Origin of the sequence: Burkholderia ubonensis subsp. mesacidophila (assembly GCF_002097715.1) — a bacterium.
Lineage (GTDB): Bacteria > Pseudomonadota > Gammaproteobacteria > Burkholderiales > Burkholderiaceae > Burkholderia > Burkholderia mesacidophila.
In genome coordinates, this window is record NZ_CP020737.1 from 2216103 (window position 1) to 2233289 (window position 17187).

Consider the following 17187-nt stretch of genomic DNA (forward strand, 5'->3'; position numbering starts at 1 on the left):
ACCTTCACGAGACCCCGCCATGAAAACCCTCTCCCCGGATGCCGCGCTGCCGCCCGCCGGCCAGGCGTCGACGTTCGCGCGCCCGACGCTCGTCGCGCTCGTCGTGTTCGCCGCAATCACCCCGCTGCTGCTGCTCGTCGCGCCGGCCGTCGCCGGACAGCTCACGACCCAGTTCGGGCTGTCCGCATCGCAGATCGGCACGTACTTCTTCGTCGAGCTCGGCGCGTTCAGCCTCGCGACCGTGCCGTCGTATCTGTGGCTCGGCCGCGTCGATACGCGCCGCGTCGCCGCATGCGCGATCGCGCTGTTCGGCGCGGGCAACCTGCTCACCGCATTGTGGATGCCCGGCTTCGGCCCGCTCCTCGCGCTGCGCGCGGCGACCGCACTCGGCGGCGGCTCGCTGATGGTGCTCTGCATGACGAGCGCGGCGACGAGCGACAACAGCGACCGCGTATACGGGCTGTGGGTCGTCGGCCAGCTGATCGCTGGTGCAATCGGGCTGTTCGTGCTGCCGCACGTGTTCGCGGCGTTCGGGTTGCGCGCGCTGTACGCGGCGCTCGCCGTGCTCGCAATCTGCGCGGCGCCGCTGGCGCGCGGCTTTCCGCCGTCGCTCGGCGAACGCGCGTCGGCTGCGCAGCCGTCGGGCGCGCGCACGATCCGCGCGCCGGGCCGTCTCCTTGCGCTCGCGATCGGTGCCGTGCTGACGTTCTACCTCGCGATTGGCAGCGTCTGGACGTTCGCGAGCCGCGCCGCCGCCGATGCGGGGCTCGATCCGCAAGCGACCGGCAACATGCTCGCGATCGCCAGCGTGATGGGCATCGCCGGCGCGGCGCTCGCGTCGTGCCTCGGCGGCCGGCTCGCGCGGCGCGCGATGCTGGCCGCCGGCTACGCGCTGCTCGCCGCGTCGCTCGTCGCGCTGGCCGGGCGGCCGCACGCAACAGGCTATGGCGCCGCGATCTTCGCGTTCAAGTTCGCGTGGACGTTCGTGCTGCCGTTCATCCTCGCGACCGTCGCGCAGATCGACGCGTCGGGCCGCCTCGTCGCGACGCTCAACTTCGTGATCGGCGCCGGTCTCGCCGCCGGCCCGCTGCTCGCCGGGCTGATGCTCGATGCCGGCGGCACGATGCGCGTGCTGTTCGTCGCCGCGACGGCCGTGTCGGCCGCTTCACTCGCCGCGCTGCTGCACATCGACCGGCGCGCGCGCCCTTCCGTTTCCCCACAACCGTGACAGGTCACGCACATCCATGAATCGCACTGCCTTCTTCACCGACGAACGCACCTTCTGGCATACGGGCGGCACGCATGCGCTGTTCTTCCCGGTCGGCGGCTGGGTGCAGCCGCCGTCGGCCGCGAGCTACGCGGAATCGCCCGACTCCAAGCGCCGCTTCCTGTCGCTCGTGCAGGCGTCCGGCCTCGCCGCGCAGCTCGACCTGCGCGGCGCGCCGGCCGCGACGACCGACGACCTGCTGCGCATCCATCCGGCCGGCTATCTCGACGCGTTCCGCGCGCTCAGCGACGCGAACGGCGGCGATCTCGGCGATCTCGCGCCGTTCGGCAAGGGCAGCTACGAGATCGCTGCACTGTCGGCAGGCCTCGCGATCGCCGCGGTCGACGCGGTCGTCGCAGGACGCGCGCCCAACGCGTTCTCGCTGTCGCGGCCGCCCGGCCATCATTGCCTGCGAGACCGCCCGATGGGCTTCTGCCTGCTCGCGAACATCCCGATCGCGATCGAGGCCGCGCGCGCGACGCACTGCGTCGGCCGCGTCGCGGTGATCGACTGGGACGTGCATCACGGCAACGGCACCCAGTCGATCTATTACGACGATCCGCGCACGCTGACGATCTCGCTGCACCAGGACCGCTGCTTTCCGCCCGGTTACAGCGGCGCGGACGACCGCGGCGCCGGCGCGGGCAGTGGCGCGAATATCAATGTCCCGCTGCTCGCGGGCAGCGGCGACGATGCGTACCGCTATGCGTTCGAGCGCATCGTGCTGCCCGCGCTCGAGCGCTTCCGGCCGGAACTGATCGTCGTTGCGAGCGGCCTCGACGCGAGCGCGGTCGATCCGCTCGCGCGCATGCAGCTTCACAGCGACAGCTACCGGTTCATGACGCGCGCGGTGCGGGACGTCGCGCGGCGGCTCTGCACAGGGCGTCTGGCGATCGTTCACGAAGGCGGCTACTCGGAGGCGTACGTGCCGTTCTGCGGACTCGCGATCGTCGAGGAGCTGGCGGGCGTGCGCACCGATGTCGCCGACCCGATGCTCGAGCTCGCGATCGCTCAGCAGCCCGGCGAGCGGTTCTGTACGTTCCAGCGCGGGCTGCTCGACGAACTTGCGGCGTCGTTCGATCTGTGACGCCCGTTGCGCGCGGCAGCGCGGCCCTTGCGTAATCGGCGCGAATGCGGTTTCCTGTGCGTTTGCACAAGCGGGGCCTGGAGCCGCACTCATCCGATGAAATCGTCTCCGCGCGAGAAGACGCGCCGCAGGCCGTCCAACCTGGTGCTGAATATCGCCGCCATTCTGGTTGGCCTCATCACGTTCGGAATCGGCGCGGCCTGGCTGATCTACAGCTGGATCGTCGACCGCGAAGCGCAATATTTCGCGATTCCGCTGGTGTTCTCGGTGCCGGTGATTGTCGCGGTCGCGGTGCGGAGTTTCTGGGATTAGTGTCTGTTCGCGCCCATCCCGGGCTTGCGCCGGCCGCGCAAAAAACAAAAAAGCGCTGCGGTCGGCCGACCGGCAGCGCTTCTTCGACGGACCGCCCGTCAAGGGCGGTGTCCAACTGGTGCGTGAGGCCGGACTCGAACCGGCACACCCTTGCGGGCGTCAGGACCTAAACCTGGTGCGTCTACCAATTTCGCCACTCACGCGCATCTCTGTCGCCTGCCCGCGCGAGGTGCGTCGGGCGCCCGGGCCGTCACGCCGACATGAAAAACCGGCGCGCCCGATCAGGCGAGCGCGAGATTCTACCCGATCTGCGCAGCATTGTCTGCATCGGCCGACGAGGTTCACGCGCCGGTGCTAGAATGCCGCGCTTGATGCTTCCGGCGGTGCGCAACCGCACGTCCCCGATTCCGCCCCCGACCCGATTCCGCACGTGAATTTCGACGACTACTGTCAGCAGAAAGCCGCGCCCGCCGGCTCCAGTGTCTACTACGCGTTGCGGCAGGCGCCGTTCGCGGTCCAGCCGCGCCTCACCGCCCTCTTCGCGCTGCGCCGCGAACTCGAGGAAACCGTCAAGGAAACCAGCGACCCGACCGTCGGCCATACCAAGCTCGCGTGGTGGCACAAGGAACTCGCGGCGCTGGCCGCCGGAGAACCGTCGCATCCGGTGACGAAGGCACTCGCGCAGCACCATCCGTCGATCGTGTCCGAAGCCGATGCGCTGCGCGCGCTGGTCAGCGGCTACGGAATGGATCTCGAACAGGCGCGCTACCTCGATTTCGCGAACCTGCGGCGCTACATCGTGCAAGTGGGCGGCGGCTTCGCGTCGCTCGTCGCGCGGGCCAGCGCCGCGCGCCCGGCCGAGCCGCAGCCGTGGGCCGACGAAGTCGGCCACGCGCTGATGCTCGCGCAATTCGTGCAGGAGCTCGGCAACGACGCACGGCACGGCCGCATCTACCTGCCGATCGACGAGCTGCAACGCTACAACGTGACGGCCGCGGACCTGCTGAACCGGCGCTACAGCCCCGCGTTCACCGAACTGCTGACGTTCCAGACCGCTCGGGCGCGCGACGCGCTCGCGGCCGCCGACGCAGCAATTCCCGCCGCCGAGCGCCGCGCGCAGCGCACGCTGCGCGCGCAACTCGCGCTTGCCGGCGCGTTGCTCGTCGAGATCGAGCGCGACGGCTACCAGGTTCTGCACCAGCGCATCGCGCTGACGCCGATCCGCAAGCTGTGGATCGCGTGGCGCGCCGCGCGCCGCCGTTGACATTCCTGCCGTCGACGCTCCGCTACACCCTCAAAAGCGGCAGCGGCTCGAAGCGCTGCTGCAGCACGCGCGTCGCATCAAGCCCCCACCAGGACCCAAGCACCGTCGCATAGAGCTGGCGGAAGTCGACCGCGACCGGCAGGTTGCCGTTGCCGTCGAGCCGCCCGAGCGCGGGCGGCGCACCATACAGGCCGCCGGCCACGCGCCCGCCCATCACGAAATGCGGCGCGGCCGTGCCATGGTCGGTGCCGTTGCTCTGGTTCTCGCGCACGCGCCGCCCGAACTCCGCATACGTCATCACGAGCGTCTCGTTCCAGCGCCCGAGTTCGAGCAGCGCGCCGCGCATCGCGCTCATCCCTTCGGCGAACTGCTTGAGCAGCGCCGCCTGCTGTCCCGGCTGGTTCTGGTGCGTGTCGAAACCGTTGAGCGTGAGCCGCAGCACCGCAACCCCGTCCTGCGCGGCCTGCCCCGATGCTTCGCACGCGGCGAGCACCTGCATCGCGGTCTTCACCGCGGTGCCGAACGCGCCGCCCGGAAACGCCGTCCTGAATTCCCGCATCCCGCCGCGCGGCCGCAGCCGGTCCGCCGCCTTCACGATGTCGTTCTCGACGTCGATGATGTGCGCGAGCGCCGGGTTCTGCTCGCGCAGCGACACAGGCTCGGCGAGCCGCGCGGCGCGAATGAACTGCGCCGGATTGACGAGTGCGATCGCACGCGCGCCGTTCGCGAGCGGCCCCATCTCGGCGCTGCCGAGCACCACGCCGTCCGCCGCGAAGCCGGGCGGCACCGGCGCCTGCGCAAACGTACGCGTGAGCCAGCCTTCTCGCAGGTATTGGTCGGAACGCGACGCGGTATCCCAGATCTCGATCGAGCGGAAATGCGACAGGTTCGGCTGCGGATAGCCGACACCCTGCACGACCGCGACCTGCCGGTCGCGCCACAGCGGCATCAGCGCGGCGAGCGACGGATGCAGCCCGGTGCGTTCGTCGAGCTGCAGCACCTGCTCGCGCTTGATGCCGATGCTGCGGCGGAACTGGTAGTACAGCGGGTCCGCATACGGCACGACGGTATTGAGGCCATCGTTGCCGCCCTTCAGCTCGACGAGGATCAGCACGTTCGCATAGCCCGCGCCCGCCTTCGTCGCCGCGAGCGGGGCCGCCAGCGCGCCGGGCTGCCACAGCGACACGCCTGCCGTCGCGGCGGCACCGGTGAGCGCGAGGAAATCGCGTCGGTTCATCGTGGGTCCTTTGCCGGCCACAGCGCATGCATGCCGCGCCGGCGACTCGTCGTCATTTCAATTGATAGGCCGGGTCCATCAGCAGCGCCTCGAGATACGCGCTGCCGGTCGACCCGGTGTCGATCGCCGCGACGGGCGGCACCGGCAGCACCGCGTGCTGCAGCTGAAGTTCGGTCGACAGCCCCGCAGGCGCCTGCGGCCGCGCACGGTATTGCGCGAGCCAGCGTTCGAGATCGAAACGCAGGCCGCCGCGCGCGGGCTTCGCGGGCGTCGCACGCGGGCTGCCACCCATCATCGTCGCCATCCCGCCGGAAGTTCCGCCGAGCGCCGCGGGACGCATGCCGGCCGTCTCGGTCGCGCGGAACAGCTGCTCGACGAACTGCTTGCGCGCAAGCAGCGTCGAGCTGTTGATCCAGATCGCGCCGCCCGGCCAGCCCTTGACGTTCGGCGGATAGAACAGGTTCTGCCCGAGCGTGCGCACGGTGTTCGCGAGCATCTGCGGATCGCCGTAGCCGACGTCGAACAGCCGCACCGACCCGACGACGAATTCCGCCGGCGACTTGACCAGCACGCCGCGATTGCGCGGATCCCAGAACGCGTCGGTCGACCACAGTGCGCCGAGCGCCGCGGGAATCTCGTAGCCGCTCGCGCGAAAGTGCTCGGCGACCGTCTCCAGTTCGCCTGTGTCCGGCGTATCGGACACGAACTCGCGCCACAGCTTGCCCGCGATGAAGCGCGCGGTTTCCGGACGCTTCAGCAGGATGTCGAGGAAGCCGTCGCCGTCGAACGGCCCCGTCTCGCCGAGGATCGTCTTGTCGCCGGCATCGTGCCACTCGGGCCGCACGGCAACGCGCAGCGTGTCGGGATCGATCGTCCAGCCGGTCATCGCGCGCGCGGCTTCGGTCACGTCGCGCTGCGTGTAATGCCCTTCGCCGAGCGTGAACAGCTCCATCACCTCGCGCGCGAAATTCTCGTTCGGGCGCCCCTTGCGGTTGCTCGCGCCATCGAGGTACTGCAGCATCGCCGGGTCCCTTGCGATCGCATGCAGCAGCGTGCCGAAATTGCCGAGCGCCTCGCGGCGCAACAGCGCGTTCTGCGCGGCCATCGTCTGCGGAAACGGCACCTTGTCCTGGCCCGACGTGAAATGGCCGTGCCAGAACAGCGTCATGCGCTCGGTCAGCGGCGACGGCGTCGCGACCATCTCGTTGACCCACGCCGCGCGCAATGCCTCGTAGCGCTGATCGCGCGTGCGCTGCTCGTCGCGCCGCTGGTCCGGCGTCTGCGCCTGCCGTTCGGCGCGCGTCGGCGGCAGTTCGGCGAGCCAGTCGGGCCACGTCGCGGCCGGCTCGCGCCGGACGTTGCCGAGCACGTCGGCCACCGCCTGCGCGCGCGTCAGGCCGACGAGGCGCGCCACGTCGGCAGGCGCCGGCGTGAAGCCGGTGCGGCTCAGGAAGAACAGCGCATCGTCCGCCTCGAGGGGCGTTTGCATCGCAGGCGGCAATGCCTGCGCGGCGGCGTTCGCTCGACTCATCGTGAATGACTCCCGAAGCGCGCGATGCGCGCATGTGCCGGTTAAACGGCATCCGGTGAGCGAAAGTTGACTGCAAAATTGCTACGGAATTTTTCCGCGCGACGGGCTTCCGGCGGCGGGCGGGAGCGGCGCAGGTCAGCGCTTGTAAAGTTCGCGGACGGCGTCCTCGATGTGCTGGCGCAGCAAGTGGCGCTCCTCGGGCGTCATGTGCCCGTCGCGGCGGCGCTGCTCGAGATCGGGAGGCACGGCGGAGCGGGCAACGGCATCGGCGCGGTCAGCCTGCTGCGCCGCCTTGCCGCGGGGCAGCTTGCGCGACGAAGCGCCCGGCTCGGGGCGTTGAGCATATGCGAAGTTCGACGCACACGGACCGGCGAGCGCGATCGTCAGCATCAGTGCAATCCGGGCAGATCGCATGACCGTCCTCGCTTCTTTGGTCGATTTGTTCCCTACGTCACGCGGCAACCGGCTACCTCTGGTACTTGAAAAACCCTGCGGAAATCGGGTGTGCAAACCATGAAAGATTAAGTGGAGCGAGTATCTACCGAATTTCGTCTTCGAGTAAAGGAATCTCTATAGCGTGCCTTTACTCCGCGTCACACCACGGGTAAATTTTGTAACTGACTGTAACGCGCCAAAATCCCCGGCCGCGCGCCATTTCCCATTCGCGATAAGATGCCATTCATGGAAACGAAAAACCCCTCCAAGATTCTCGTCGTCGACGACGACCCGCGCCTGCGCGATCTGCTGCGCCGCTACCTGGGCGAGCAGGGCTTCAATGTGTACGTCGCGGAGAACGCGACCGCGATGAACAAGCTGTGGGTCCGCGAGCGTTTCGACCTGCTCGTGCTCGACCTGATGCTGCCCGGCGAGGACGGCCTGTCGATCTGCCGCCGCCTGCGCGGCAGCAACGACCGCACGCCGATCATCATGCTGACCGCCAAGGGCGAGGACGTCGACCGCATCGTCGGCCTCGAGATGGGCGCCGACGACTACCTGCCGAAGCCGTTCAACCCGCGCGAGCTCGTCGCGCGCATCCACGCGGTGCTGCGCCGCCAGGCGCCGGCCGAGCTGCCGGGCGCGCCGTCGGAAACGACCGAGGTGTTCGAGTTCGGCGAGTTCTCGCTGAATCTCGCGACCCGCACGCTGACGAAGTCCGGCCAGGAAATTCCGCTGACGACCGGCGAATTCTCGGTGCTGAAGGTGTTCGCGCGCCATCCGCGCCAGCCGCTGTCGCGCGAGAAGCTGATGGAGCTCGCGCGCGGCCGCGAATACGAAGTGTTCGACCGCAGCCTCGACGTGCAGATCTCGCGCCTGCGCAAGCTGATCGAACCGGATCCGGGCAGCCCCCGCTTCATCCAGACCGTCTGGGGCCTCGGCTACGTGTTCATTCCGGACGGCGCGGCCTGACCCTCCCTTCTTCCGGCTTCGTCTGTCCACGGCCCGTCCCATGCGTATCGACCGGCGCCTTCTGCAGCTCGCCTTCGGCGGGCTGTTCTGGCGCACCTTCCTGCTGATCGCGCTGCTGATCTCGGTCAGTCTCGCGGCGTGGTTCCAGAGTTTTCGCGTGATCGAGCGCGAGCCGCGCGCGCAGCGCGTCGCGCTCCAGCTCGTCGCGATCGTCAAGCTCACGCGCACCGCGCTGCTCTACTCCGACCCCGACCTGCGCCGCGCGCTGCTGCAGGATCTCGAGAGCAACGAAGGCGTGCGCGTGTATCCGCGCGAGAAAACCGACAAGTTCAGGCTGCAGCCCGACGAGTCGCTGAACCGCCTGATCGAGCACGACATCCGCAGCCGGCTCGGCGACGATACGGTGATCGCGCAGACGGTCAACGACATCCCCGGCGTGTGGATCAGCTTCAAGATCGACGACGACGACTACTGGGTCGCGCTCGACCGCGATCAGCTCGACACCGTCACGGGCCTGCAGTGGGCCGGCTGGGGGCTGTTCGCGCTCGCGCTGTCGCTGTTCGGCTCCGCGTTCATCACGAGCCTCGTGAACCGGCCGTTCTCGCGCCTCGCGCTCGCCGCGCGCCAGGTCGGCTCGGGCCAGGCGCCCGAGCGGCTGCCGGAGCGCGGCATGGGCGTCGCCGCAGACACCAACCGCAGCTTCAACCAGATGGTGCGCGACCTCGAACAGCTCGAGGCCGACCGCGCGCTGATGCTCGCGGGCATCTCGCACGACCTGCGCACGCCGCTCGCGCGACTGCGCCTCGAAACCGAGATGAGCCCGTCCGACCAGGCGACCAAGGACGCGATGGTCGACGACATCGAGCAGATGGACCGCATCATCGCCGCGTTCATCGACTACGCGCGCCCGACGCAGCGCCGGCCCGAGCCCGTCGACCTGTCGACGATCGTGCAGGAAGTCGCCGCGCGCATCGCGGGCGAGGACGGCGTGCAGATCCAGACGCGGCTCGCGCCCACCGCCGTCATCGAGGCCGACGAGACCGACATGCGGCGCGTGATCGGCAACCTCGTCGAGAACGCGCGCAAGTACGGCCAGAGCCGGCAGGACGGCGTCGCGCGCATCACGCTCGAGACACGCGTGTCGCACGCGCGGGTCGAGCTGTCGGTCAGCGACGAAGGCCCCGGCATCCCGGAGGACCAGCTGCCGCTCGTGATGCGGCCGTTCTACCGCGTCGACACCGCCCGCACCAAGGCGGACGGCACGGGCCTCGGGATGGCCATCGTGCAGCGCCTCGTCGGCCGCTACCGCGGCGCGCTGCGCCTGCGCAACCGCAGCCCGGAACCCGGGCTCGAAGTCACGCTCGAATTCCCCGGCGGCAAGGCGCGTGCGACCGCGTGACGCGCACAGGCACGCGTATTGCGCCGCACACTATCGATCCGGTTGAAAAAAACTATGAGGATCATTAGTTAAAATCTATTGAAGTACTTAATCAATAGTGTTATAGTCTCGCCCATGCTGTCACATCACCGTTGCAGCACCGAGGTAGCTTGACTCAAGTCTTCTTCCCAACTCATTCACACAGGAGTAGCCGCATGAAAACCGTGGGCGATAAACTCGACGCTTTCACCGTCGTAGCCGCGAAGCCGGGCTTCAACCACCACGAGGAAAACGGCCAGTCGGCGTTCGAGACCGTCACCGAAGCGTCGTTCCCGGGCAAGTGGAAGATCATCTACTTCTATCCGAAGGATTTCACGTTCGTGTGCCCGACGGAAATCGTCGAGTTCGCGAAGCTGACGAAGCAGTTCGAAGAGCGCGATGCCATCCTGCTGGGCGGCAGCTCGGACAACGAGTTCGTCAAGCTCGCATGGCGCCGTGAGCACAAGGACCTGAACAAGCTGAATCACTACTCGTTCGGCGACGTCAAGGGTGAGCTGATCGACCAGCTCGGCGTGCGCGACAAGGAAGCCGGCGTGGCCCTGCGCGCGACGTTCATCGTCGATCCGGACAACACGATCCAGCACGTTTCGATCAACAACCTGAACGTTGGCCGTAACACGGACGAAATCCTGCGCATTCTGGACGGCCTGCAAACGGACGAACTGTGCCCGTGCAACCGCTCTGTCGGCGGCGCGACGCTGTAAGCGCATCGATGCACGAAGCCCGCGGCGCACGTCCTGCCTGCGGGCTTTTTTAACGGCCAACCCATAGGAGATATCAATGGAATTCATCGACTCGATTAAGGCACGCATCCCCGACTACGCGAAGGACATTCGCCTGAACCTCGACGGCACGATCTCGCGCTCGTCGCTCGAAGGCAACGACGCGGTCGGCGTCGCGCTGGCGGCGGCGTTCGCGGCCAAGAGCACCGCGATCGTGAAGACGATCCGCGAAGCCGGCGTGCTGTCGCCCGAGGAAACCAACGCGGCGCTAACCGCGGCCGCGCTGATGGGGATGAACAACGCCTGGTATCCGTATGTCGAGATGGCCGACGACGCCGACCTGAAGACCCAGCGCGCCGAGCTGCGGATGGGCGCGTATGCGTCGCACGGCGGCGTCGACAAGCGCAAGTTCGAGATGTACGCGCTCGCCGCGTCGATCGTCGGCAAGTGCCACTTCTGCGTGAAGTCGCACTACGCGCTGCTGAAGAACGAACAAGGCATGACCGTCACGCAGTTGCGCGACGTCGGCCGCATCGCGTCGGTGATCAACGCCGCCGCGCAGGTGATCGCCGCCGAAGGCGAATAAGCCGCGCCGCGCGAGCCGTACGGCGCGCGCAACCAGCAAAAACGCCACGCGGGCCCGCCTCGCGTGGCGTTTTTCATTTTCGCAAGCGTTTGTGCGGCGCGGGACAAACCCGCGCCCGCCCGGTCGCGGCCCGTCAGCCGCCCTGCTTCACCAGCAGCGCGGCGGCCTGCGCCTCGATGCCCTCGCCGCGGCCGAGATAGCCGAGCTTCTCGTTGGTCTTCGCCTTCACGTTCACGCGGTCGAGCGGCAGGCCGAGATCCTCGGCGATGTTCGCGCGCATCCCGTCGATATGCGGCGCGAGCTTCGGCGCCTGCGCGATCACGGTGCTGTCGACGTTCTGGATCGTGAAGCCCGCGGCCTTCACGCGCGCCGCGCATTCGCGCAGCAGCACGCGGCTGTCCGCGCCCTTGAAAGCCGCGTCGGTGTCGGAGAAGTGGCGGCCGATGTCGCCGAGCGCCGCCGCGCCGAACAGCGCGTCGGTGACCGCGTGCAGCAGCACGTCCGCGTCCGAGTGGCCAAGCAGGCCGCGCTCGTACGGAATCGTCACGCCGCCGATGATGAGGGGCCGCCCGGGGACGAGCTGGTGCACGTCGTAGCCTTGTCCGATTCTGAAATCCATGCGTGTTCCGATTGAAATTGAGTGGGGGTCAGGTGGATTGCGGGTCGCGCGCGAGGATCGCTTCCGCCAGCGCGAAGTCTTCCGGATAAGTGACCTTGAAGTTGCGCAGGCTGCCCTGCACGACGCGCGGCGTATGGCCGGCCCATTCGATCGCGCTCGCCTCGTCGGTCAGGTCGTGCCCTTCCCGCTGCGCCTGCAGGATCGCTTCGCGCAGCATGCCGATGCGGAACATCTGCGGGGTCTGCGCCTGCCACAGCGCGTCGCGCGACTCGGTGCGCGCGATCGCGTCGCCGCCGGCCGGCACGCGCTTGAGCGTATCCGCAACCGGCAGCGCGACGATGCCGCCGACCGGGTCGTCCTTCAGCGCCGCGACCAGCGTGCGGATCAGCTGCGGCGTGATGCCGGGGCGCGCGGCGTCGTGCACGAGCACCCAGTCGTGGTCGGTCGCGCCGAATTCGGTCAGCTCCAGCAGCCCGTTCAGCACCGACGCCTGCCGCGACGCGCCGCCGCAGCGGCGCACCGCGAAGCGCAGGCCGGCAAAGCGGCGCGCGTCGAAATGCGTGTCGTCGGGCGCGAGGACGACGAGCGTCTGCGCGAATTCGCTGCATGCGTCGAACGCGGCGAGCGTGTAATGCAGGAGCGCGCGCCCGGCGAGCGTGCGGTATTGCTTCGGCACGGCCGAGCCGGAACGGCTGCCCGTGCCGGCGCATGGAATCAGGGCAAAAAGTCGGGGAGTCACGAAATGAAACGCCGGAAAGGTGAAATCAAGAAGCGGATTTTATAATAGGTCTTTCGTCTCGACCGGCGCACCGCGATGCGCCTCGCGCCCGCTACCCTGCCGTCCCTATGCCAGACAACGCTTCCAACCCGTCCGCCTCGCCCGTCGCGCGCGTCAAGCCCGGCCAGCGCTTTGCCTTCGACGGCGCGCACGGCTCCGCCGATGCGCTCGCCATCGCCCGCTATCTTGCCGACAACCGCCACGACCTGCCGCTGCTCGCGGTGATCTGCGCGAACGCGGTCGACGCGCAGCGCCTCGCGCAGGAGATCCGCTACTTCTCCCCCGACGCGCGCGTGCGCCTGCTGCCGGACTGGGAAACACTGCCGTACGACACGTTCTCGCCGCACCAGGACCTCGTGTCCGAGCGGCTCGCGACGCTGCACGACCTCGGCGAAGGCCGCTGCGACGTGCTGCTCGTGCCCGCGACGACCGCGCTGTACCGGATGCCGCCCGCGTCGTTCATGGCCGCCTACACGTTCGCGTTCGCGCAGGGCGAGCGGCTCGACGAGGCGAAGCTGAAGGCGCAGCTCACGCTTGCCGGCTACGAGCACGTGAGCCAGGTCGTGCGGCCCGGCGAATACTGCGTGCGCGGCTCGCTGATCGACCTGTTCCCGATGGGCTCGCCGCTGCCGTACCGGATCGACCTGTTCGACGACCAGGTCGATTCGATCCGCGCGTTCGACCCGGACACGCAGCGCAGCCTCTATCCGGTGCGCGACGTGCGCCTGCTGCCGGGCCGCGAGTTCCCGTTCGACGAGGCCGCGCGCACCGCGTTCCGCAGCCGCTGGCGCGAGACCTTCGAAGGCGACCCGAGCCGCGCGCCGATCTACAAGGACATCGGCAACGGCGTGCCGTCGGCCGGCATCGAGTACTACCTGCCGCTGTTCTTCGACGAGACGGCGACGCTGTTCCACTACCTGCCGCAGGACGCGCATCTCGTGTTCACGGGCGACCTCGACGCGTCGATCCGCCGCTTCACCGCCGACACGAAGCAGCGCCACGCGTTCCTGGCGCACGACCGCGAGCGGCCGATCCTCGAGCCGCAGCGCCTGTTCCTGTCCGACGAGGATTTCTTCGCGTTCGCGAAGCCCTTCGCGCGCGTCGTGCTGCCCGCGCAGCCGGCGGGTGGCTGGGCGACCGGCCTGCCCGAGCTCACGGTCGACCGCCATGCCGACGATCCGCTCGCCGCACTGCGCACGTTCGTCGACACGTCAGGCAAGCGCGTGCTGCTGACCGTCGAATCGGCCGGCCGCCGCGAGACGATCCTGCAGTTGCTCGCCGAGCACCACCTGCGGCCGGCGTCGAACGACCATTTCGCCGGCTGGCTCGCGAGCGATGAACGCTTCGCGCTCGGCGTCGCGCCGCTGTCGAGCGGCTTCGCGGTGCCGGGCGAAGGCTATGCGATCGTCACCGAGACCGAACTCTACGGCGCGCTCGGCCGCCGCGCGGGGCGCCGCCGCCAGGAGCAGGCGAGCAACGTCGACGCGATGGTGCGCGACCTGTCCGAGCTGAAGGTCGGCGACCCGGTCGTGCACGCGCAGCACGGCATCGGCCGCTACATGGGCCTCGTGTCGATGGATCTCGGCGAAGGCGAGACGGAGTTCCTGCACCTCGAATACGCGGGCGACAGCAAGCTCTACGTGCCGGTCGCGCAATTGCACGTGATCTCGCGCTACAGCGGCGCCGATCCGGACAGCGCGCCGCTGCACGCGCTCGGCTCGGGCCAGTGGGAGCGCGCGAAGCGCAAGGCCGCGCAGCAGATCCGCGACACCGCGGCCGAGCTGCTGAACCTGTACGCGCGCCGCGCGGCCCGCGAAGGCCACGCGTTCGCGCTCGAGCCGCGCGACTACGTGAAGTTCGCGGAGAGCTTCGGCTTCGAGGAGACGCCGGACCAAGCCGCGGCGATCGCGGCCGTGATCGGCGACATGACGAGCGGCAAGCCGATGGACCGCCTCGTGTGCGGCGACGTCGGCTTCGGCAAGACGGAAGTCGCGCTGCGCGCCGCGTTCATCGCGGTGATGGGCGGCAAGCAGGTCGCGCTGCTGTCGCCGACCACCCTGCTCGCCGAGCAGCACACGCAGACCTTCGCGGACCGCTTCGCCGACTGGCCGGTGCGGACCGTCGAGCTGTCGCGCTTCAAGACCACGAAGGAAGTCAACGCGGCGATCGCGCAGATCAACGAGGGCAGCGTCGACATCGTGATCGGCACGCACAAGCTGCTGTCGTCGGACGTGCAGTTCAAGCGGCTCGGCCTCGTGATCATCGACGAGGAGCACCGCTTCGGCGTGCGCCAGAAGGAGGCGCTGAAGGCGCTGCGCGCGGAAGTCGACGTGCTGACGCTGACCGCGACGCCGATTCCGCGCACGCTCGGGATGGCGCTCGAAGGCCTGCGCGACTTCTCGGTGATCGCCACGGCACCGCAGAAGCGGCTCGCGATCAAGACCTTCGTGCGCCGCGAGGAAGAAAGCGTGATCCGCGAGGCGATGCTGCGCGAGTTGAAGCGCGGCGGCCAGGTGTACTTCCTGCACAACGAGGTCGAGACGATCGAGAACCGCAAGGCGATGCTCGAGGAGCTGGTGCCCGAGGCGCGCATCGCGATCGCGCACGGCCAGATGCACGAGCGCGAGCTCGAGCGCGTGATGCGCGATTTCGTCGCGCAGCGCGCGAACGTGCTGCTGTGCACGACGATCATCGAGACCGGCATCGACGTGCCGAGCGCGAACACGATCATCATGCACCGCTCGGACAAGTTCGGCCTCGCGCAGCTGCACCAGCTGCGCGGCCGCGTCGGCCGCTCGCACCACCAGGCGTATGCGTACCTGCTCGTCCACGATCCGCAGGCGCTGACCAAGCAGGCGCAGCGCCGGCTGGAAGCGATCCAGCAGATGGAGGAGCTCGGCTCGGGCTTCTACCTCGCGATGCACGACCTCGAGATCCGCGGCACCGGCGAGGTGCTCGGCGACAAGCAGTCGGGCGAGATCCACGAGATCGGCTTCCAGCTGTACACGGAGATGCTGAACGACGCGGTGAAGGCGCTGAAGAACGGCAAGGAGCCCGACCTCACCGCCCCGCTCGCCGCGACGACCGAGATCAACCTGCATGCGCCCGCGATCCTGCCGGCCGACTACTGCGCGGACGTGCAGGAGCGGCTGTCGCTGTACAAGCGCCTCGCGAACTGCGAGCACGGCGACGCGATCGACGGCATCCAGGAAGAGCTGATCGACCGCTTCGGCAAGATGCCGCCGCAGGCGCACGCGCTCGTCGAGACGCACCGGCTGCGGCTCGCCGCGAAGCCGCTCGGGATCACGAAGATCGATGCGAGCGAGGTGGCGATCGGGCTGCAGTTCGTGCCGAATCCGCCGATCGATCCGATGCGGATCATCGAGATGGTGCAGAAGCATCGCCACATCAAGCTCGCGGGACAGGACAAGCTGCGGATCGAGACGCGCTCGCCGGATCTCGCGGTCCGCGTGTCGACGATCAAGGAGACGCTGCGCGCGCTCGGCCATTCGAACCGGCAGGACGCATCTGCCGCGTCGCGCTGAGCGGACGGTTCGACGGCCGGTCGATCTGAAATGCGCCGCGTTGCTGCAGCGCATCGCGGCCCGCGAGAGCGGGCCGCAGCGTTTTTGAGTATGATTTTCGCATTCATCCGACGGAGTTGAGCCATGCCCACCCTCGACGCGACGGCGCAGGTTGCCGCCGACCTCGCCGACCACGACGACGCATCGCTCGTCAGCCTGCCCTGGATCAAGCAGCTCGTGTCGATGGACACGACGAGCCGCGTGCCGAACCTCGGCCTGATCGAAACGGTGCGCGACGCGCTCTCCGCCAAGGGCATCGCGTCCGTGATCACGCACGATCCGCGCGAAGGCTGGGCCAACCTGTTCGCGACCGTCCCCGCGCATGACGGCGCGACCGACGGCGGCATCGTGCTGTCCGGGCACACCGACGTCGTGCCCGTCGACGGCCAGCAGTGGGACAGCGACCCGTTCCGCCCGGAACTCCGCGACGGCCGCCTGTACGGCCGCGGTACCTGTGACATGAAGGGCTTCATCGGCGCGGCGCTCGCGCTGTTGCCCGAGATGCAGGCGACGAAGCTCGCGAAGCCGATCCATTTCGCGCTTTCCTACGACGAGGAAATCGGCTGCGCGGGCGCGCCGCTGATGATCGCGGATCTGGTCAGGCGCGGCGTGAAGCCGTCCGGCTGCATCGTCGGCGAGCCGACCGGGATGCGCCCGATCATCGCGCACAAGGGCATCAACGCGTACCGCTGCTGCGTGCGCGGCCACGCGGCGCACTCGTCGCTGACGCCGAAGGGGCTGAACGCGATCGAGTACGCGGCGCGCCTCATCTGCCACATCCGCGACATCGCCGATCGATTCCGCGCCGAAGGCCCGTTCGACGCGCTCTACGACGTGCCGTTCTCGACCGCGCAGACGAGCACGATCCAGGGCGGCAACGCGATCAACACGGTGCCGGCCGAATGCCGTTTCGATTTCGAGTTCCGCAACCTGCCGACGCTCGATCCGGAGCAGATCTTCGCGCGCATCGAAGCCTATGCGCAGGAAACGCTGCTGCCGCAGATGCGGCGCGAGCATCCGAACGCGGCGATCGAATTCTCGAAGATCGCCGCAGCGCCCGGCCTCGACGCGACCGAGCAGGCGGCGATCACGCAACTCGTGCGCGCGCTGACCGCCGACCAGGACAAGCGCAAGGTCGCGTACGGCACCGAGGCCGGCCTGTTCGAACGCGCGGGCATCCCGAGCGTCGTATGCGGGCCCGGCTACATCGAGCAGGCGCACAAGCCGAACGAATACGTGGAGCTCGCGCAACTGGCCGAATGCGAGCAGTTCCTGCGCAAGTTCATCCGCAGCATGTCGGTCGACGCGCACTGACCGTTTCCCGCCACGCCGGCTCGCGTGGGCGGGCCGGTTCA

Annotated in this window: 15 protein-coding genes and 1 tRNA gene; 10 read left to right on the forward strand and 6 right to left on the reverse strand. The window is 68.6% G+C overall.

Features of this window, described 5'->3' with window-relative positions; translation table 11 throughout:
- Window positions 1–19 precede the first annotated feature (19 nt).
- From B7P44_RS10380 to B7P44_RS10390, 3 genes are all read left to right on the forward strand, one after another.
- Entirely contained in the window at window positions 20–1228 is a 1209-nt protein-coding gene (locus B7P44_RS10380) for an MFS transporter (protein WP_084903607.1), read from the forward strand.
- Window positions 1229–1244: 16 nt separating this feature from the next.
- Window positions 1245–2354, forward strand: a complete 1110-nt coding sequence (locus B7P44_RS10385) for a class II histone deacetylase (protein ID WP_084903609.1) — start codon at window positions 1245–1247, stop codon at window positions 2352–2354.
- Between the two features lie 96 nt (window positions 2355–2450).
- Window positions 2451–2666 carry a hypothetical protein gene (locus B7P44_RS10390; RefSeq protein ID WP_084903612.1) on the forward strand — a complete coding sequence of 72 codons (216 nt, stop codon included), beginning with the start codon at window positions 2451–2453 and terminating at the stop codon, window positions 2664–2666.
- Window positions 2667–2782: 116 nt separating this feature from the next.
- Here the strand turns inward: B7P44_RS10390 and B7P44_RS10395 are convergent.
- Window positions 2783–2869, reverse strand: a tRNA-Leu gene (locus B7P44_RS10395).
- 227 nt (window positions 2870–3096) lie between these two features.
- Between B7P44_RS10395 and hpnD the strand changes: the two genes are divergently transcribed.
- Complete coding sequence (hpnD, locus tag B7P44_RS10400) at window positions 3097–3930, forward strand: presqualene diphosphate synthase HpnD (RefSeq protein WP_084903614.1); 834 nt, start codon at window positions 3097–3099, stop codon at window positions 3928–3930.
- A gap of 22 nt (window positions 3931–3952) precedes the next feature.
- Here hpnD and B7P44_RS10405 read toward each other — a convergent pair whose 3' ends face one another.
- From B7P44_RS10405 to B7P44_RS10415, 3 genes are all read right to left on the reverse strand, one after another.
- Window positions 3953–5167, reverse strand: a complete 1215-nt coding sequence (locus B7P44_RS10405) for a DUF1501 domain-containing protein (RefSeq protein WP_084903617.1) — start codon at window positions 5165–5167, stop codon at window positions 3953–3955.
- A 52-nt stretch (window positions 5168–5219) separates the two neighbouring features.
- Complete coding sequence (locus B7P44_RS10410; RefSeq protein ID WP_084903619.1) at window positions 5220–6698, reverse strand: DUF1800 domain-containing protein; 1479 nt, start codon at window positions 6696–6698, stop codon at window positions 5220–5222.
- A gap of 135 nt (window positions 6699–6833) precedes the next feature.
- Complete coding sequence (locus tag B7P44_RS10415; protein WP_010092130.1) at window positions 6834–7112, reverse strand: hypothetical protein; 279 nt, start codon at window positions 7110–7112, stop codon at window positions 6834–6836.
- Between the two features lie 258 nt (window positions 7113–7370).
- On the opposite strand from B7P44_RS10415, the gene ompR reads away from it, so the two are divergent.
- The 4 genes from ompR (at window position 7371) to B7P44_RS10435 (ending at window position 10851) form a co-directional block, all read left to right on the forward strand.
- A complete protein-coding gene (ompR, locus tag B7P44_RS10420) occupies window positions 7371–8105 on the forward strand; it encodes an osmolarity response regulator transcription factor OmpR (RefSeq protein ID WP_370542727.1) in 735 nt (244 codons plus the stop codon).
- Window positions 8106–8145: 40 nt separating this feature from the next.
- Window positions 8146–9504: an ATP-binding protein gene (locus B7P44_RS10425; protein WP_084903622.1), complete on the forward strand. Its 1359-nt coding sequence runs from the start codon at window positions 8146–8148 to the stop codon at window positions 9502–9504.
- A 194-nt stretch (window positions 9505–9698) separates the two neighbouring features.
- A complete protein-coding gene (locus B7P44_RS10430) occupies window positions 9699–10247 on the forward strand; it encodes a peroxiredoxin (protein WP_084903623.1) in 549 nt (182 codons plus the stop codon).
- Between the two features lie 76 nt (window positions 10248–10323).
- The gene (locus B7P44_RS10435) at window positions 10324–10851 is read left to right on the forward strand and encodes a carboxymuconolactone decarboxylase family protein (protein ID WP_059750586.1); all 528 of its coding nucleotides are present in this window, start codon (window positions 10324–10326) and stop codon (window positions 10849–10851) included.
- A gap of 133 nt (window positions 10852–10984) precedes the next feature.
- Here the strand turns inward: B7P44_RS10435 and ispF are convergent, their stop codons facing one another.
- Entirely contained in the window at window positions 10985–11470 is a 486-nt protein-coding gene (gene ispF / locus B7P44_RS10440; RefSeq protein WP_084903626.1) for a 2-C-methyl-D-erythritol 2,4-cyclodiphosphate synthase, read from the reverse strand.
- Between the two features lie 28 nt (window positions 11471–11498).
- On the reverse strand, window positions 11499–12209 hold the full coding sequence (ispD, locus tag B7P44_RS10445; RefSeq protein WP_084903628.1) for a 2-C-methyl-D-erythritol 4-phosphate cytidylyltransferase: 711 nt from the start codon (window positions 12207–12209) through the stop codon (window positions 11499–11501).
- Between the two features lie 107 nt (window positions 12210–12316).
- Here ispD and mfd point away from each other — a divergent pair, with 107 nt between their 5' ends.
- Together mfd and argE are read left to right on the forward strand one after the other, a co-directional pair.
- Window positions 12317–15793 carry a transcription-repair coupling factor gene (gene mfd / locus B7P44_RS10450; RefSeq protein WP_084903631.1) on the forward strand — a complete coding sequence of 1159 codons (3477 nt, stop codon included), beginning with the start codon at window positions 12317–12319 and terminating at the stop codon, window positions 15791–15793.
- Window positions 15794–15916: 123 nt separating this feature from the next.
- Entirely contained in the window at window positions 15917–17146 is a 1230-nt protein-coding gene (argE, locus tag B7P44_RS10455; protein ID WP_084903633.1) for an acetylornithine deacetylase, read from the forward strand.
- Window positions 17147–17187: the final 41 nt, after the last annotated feature.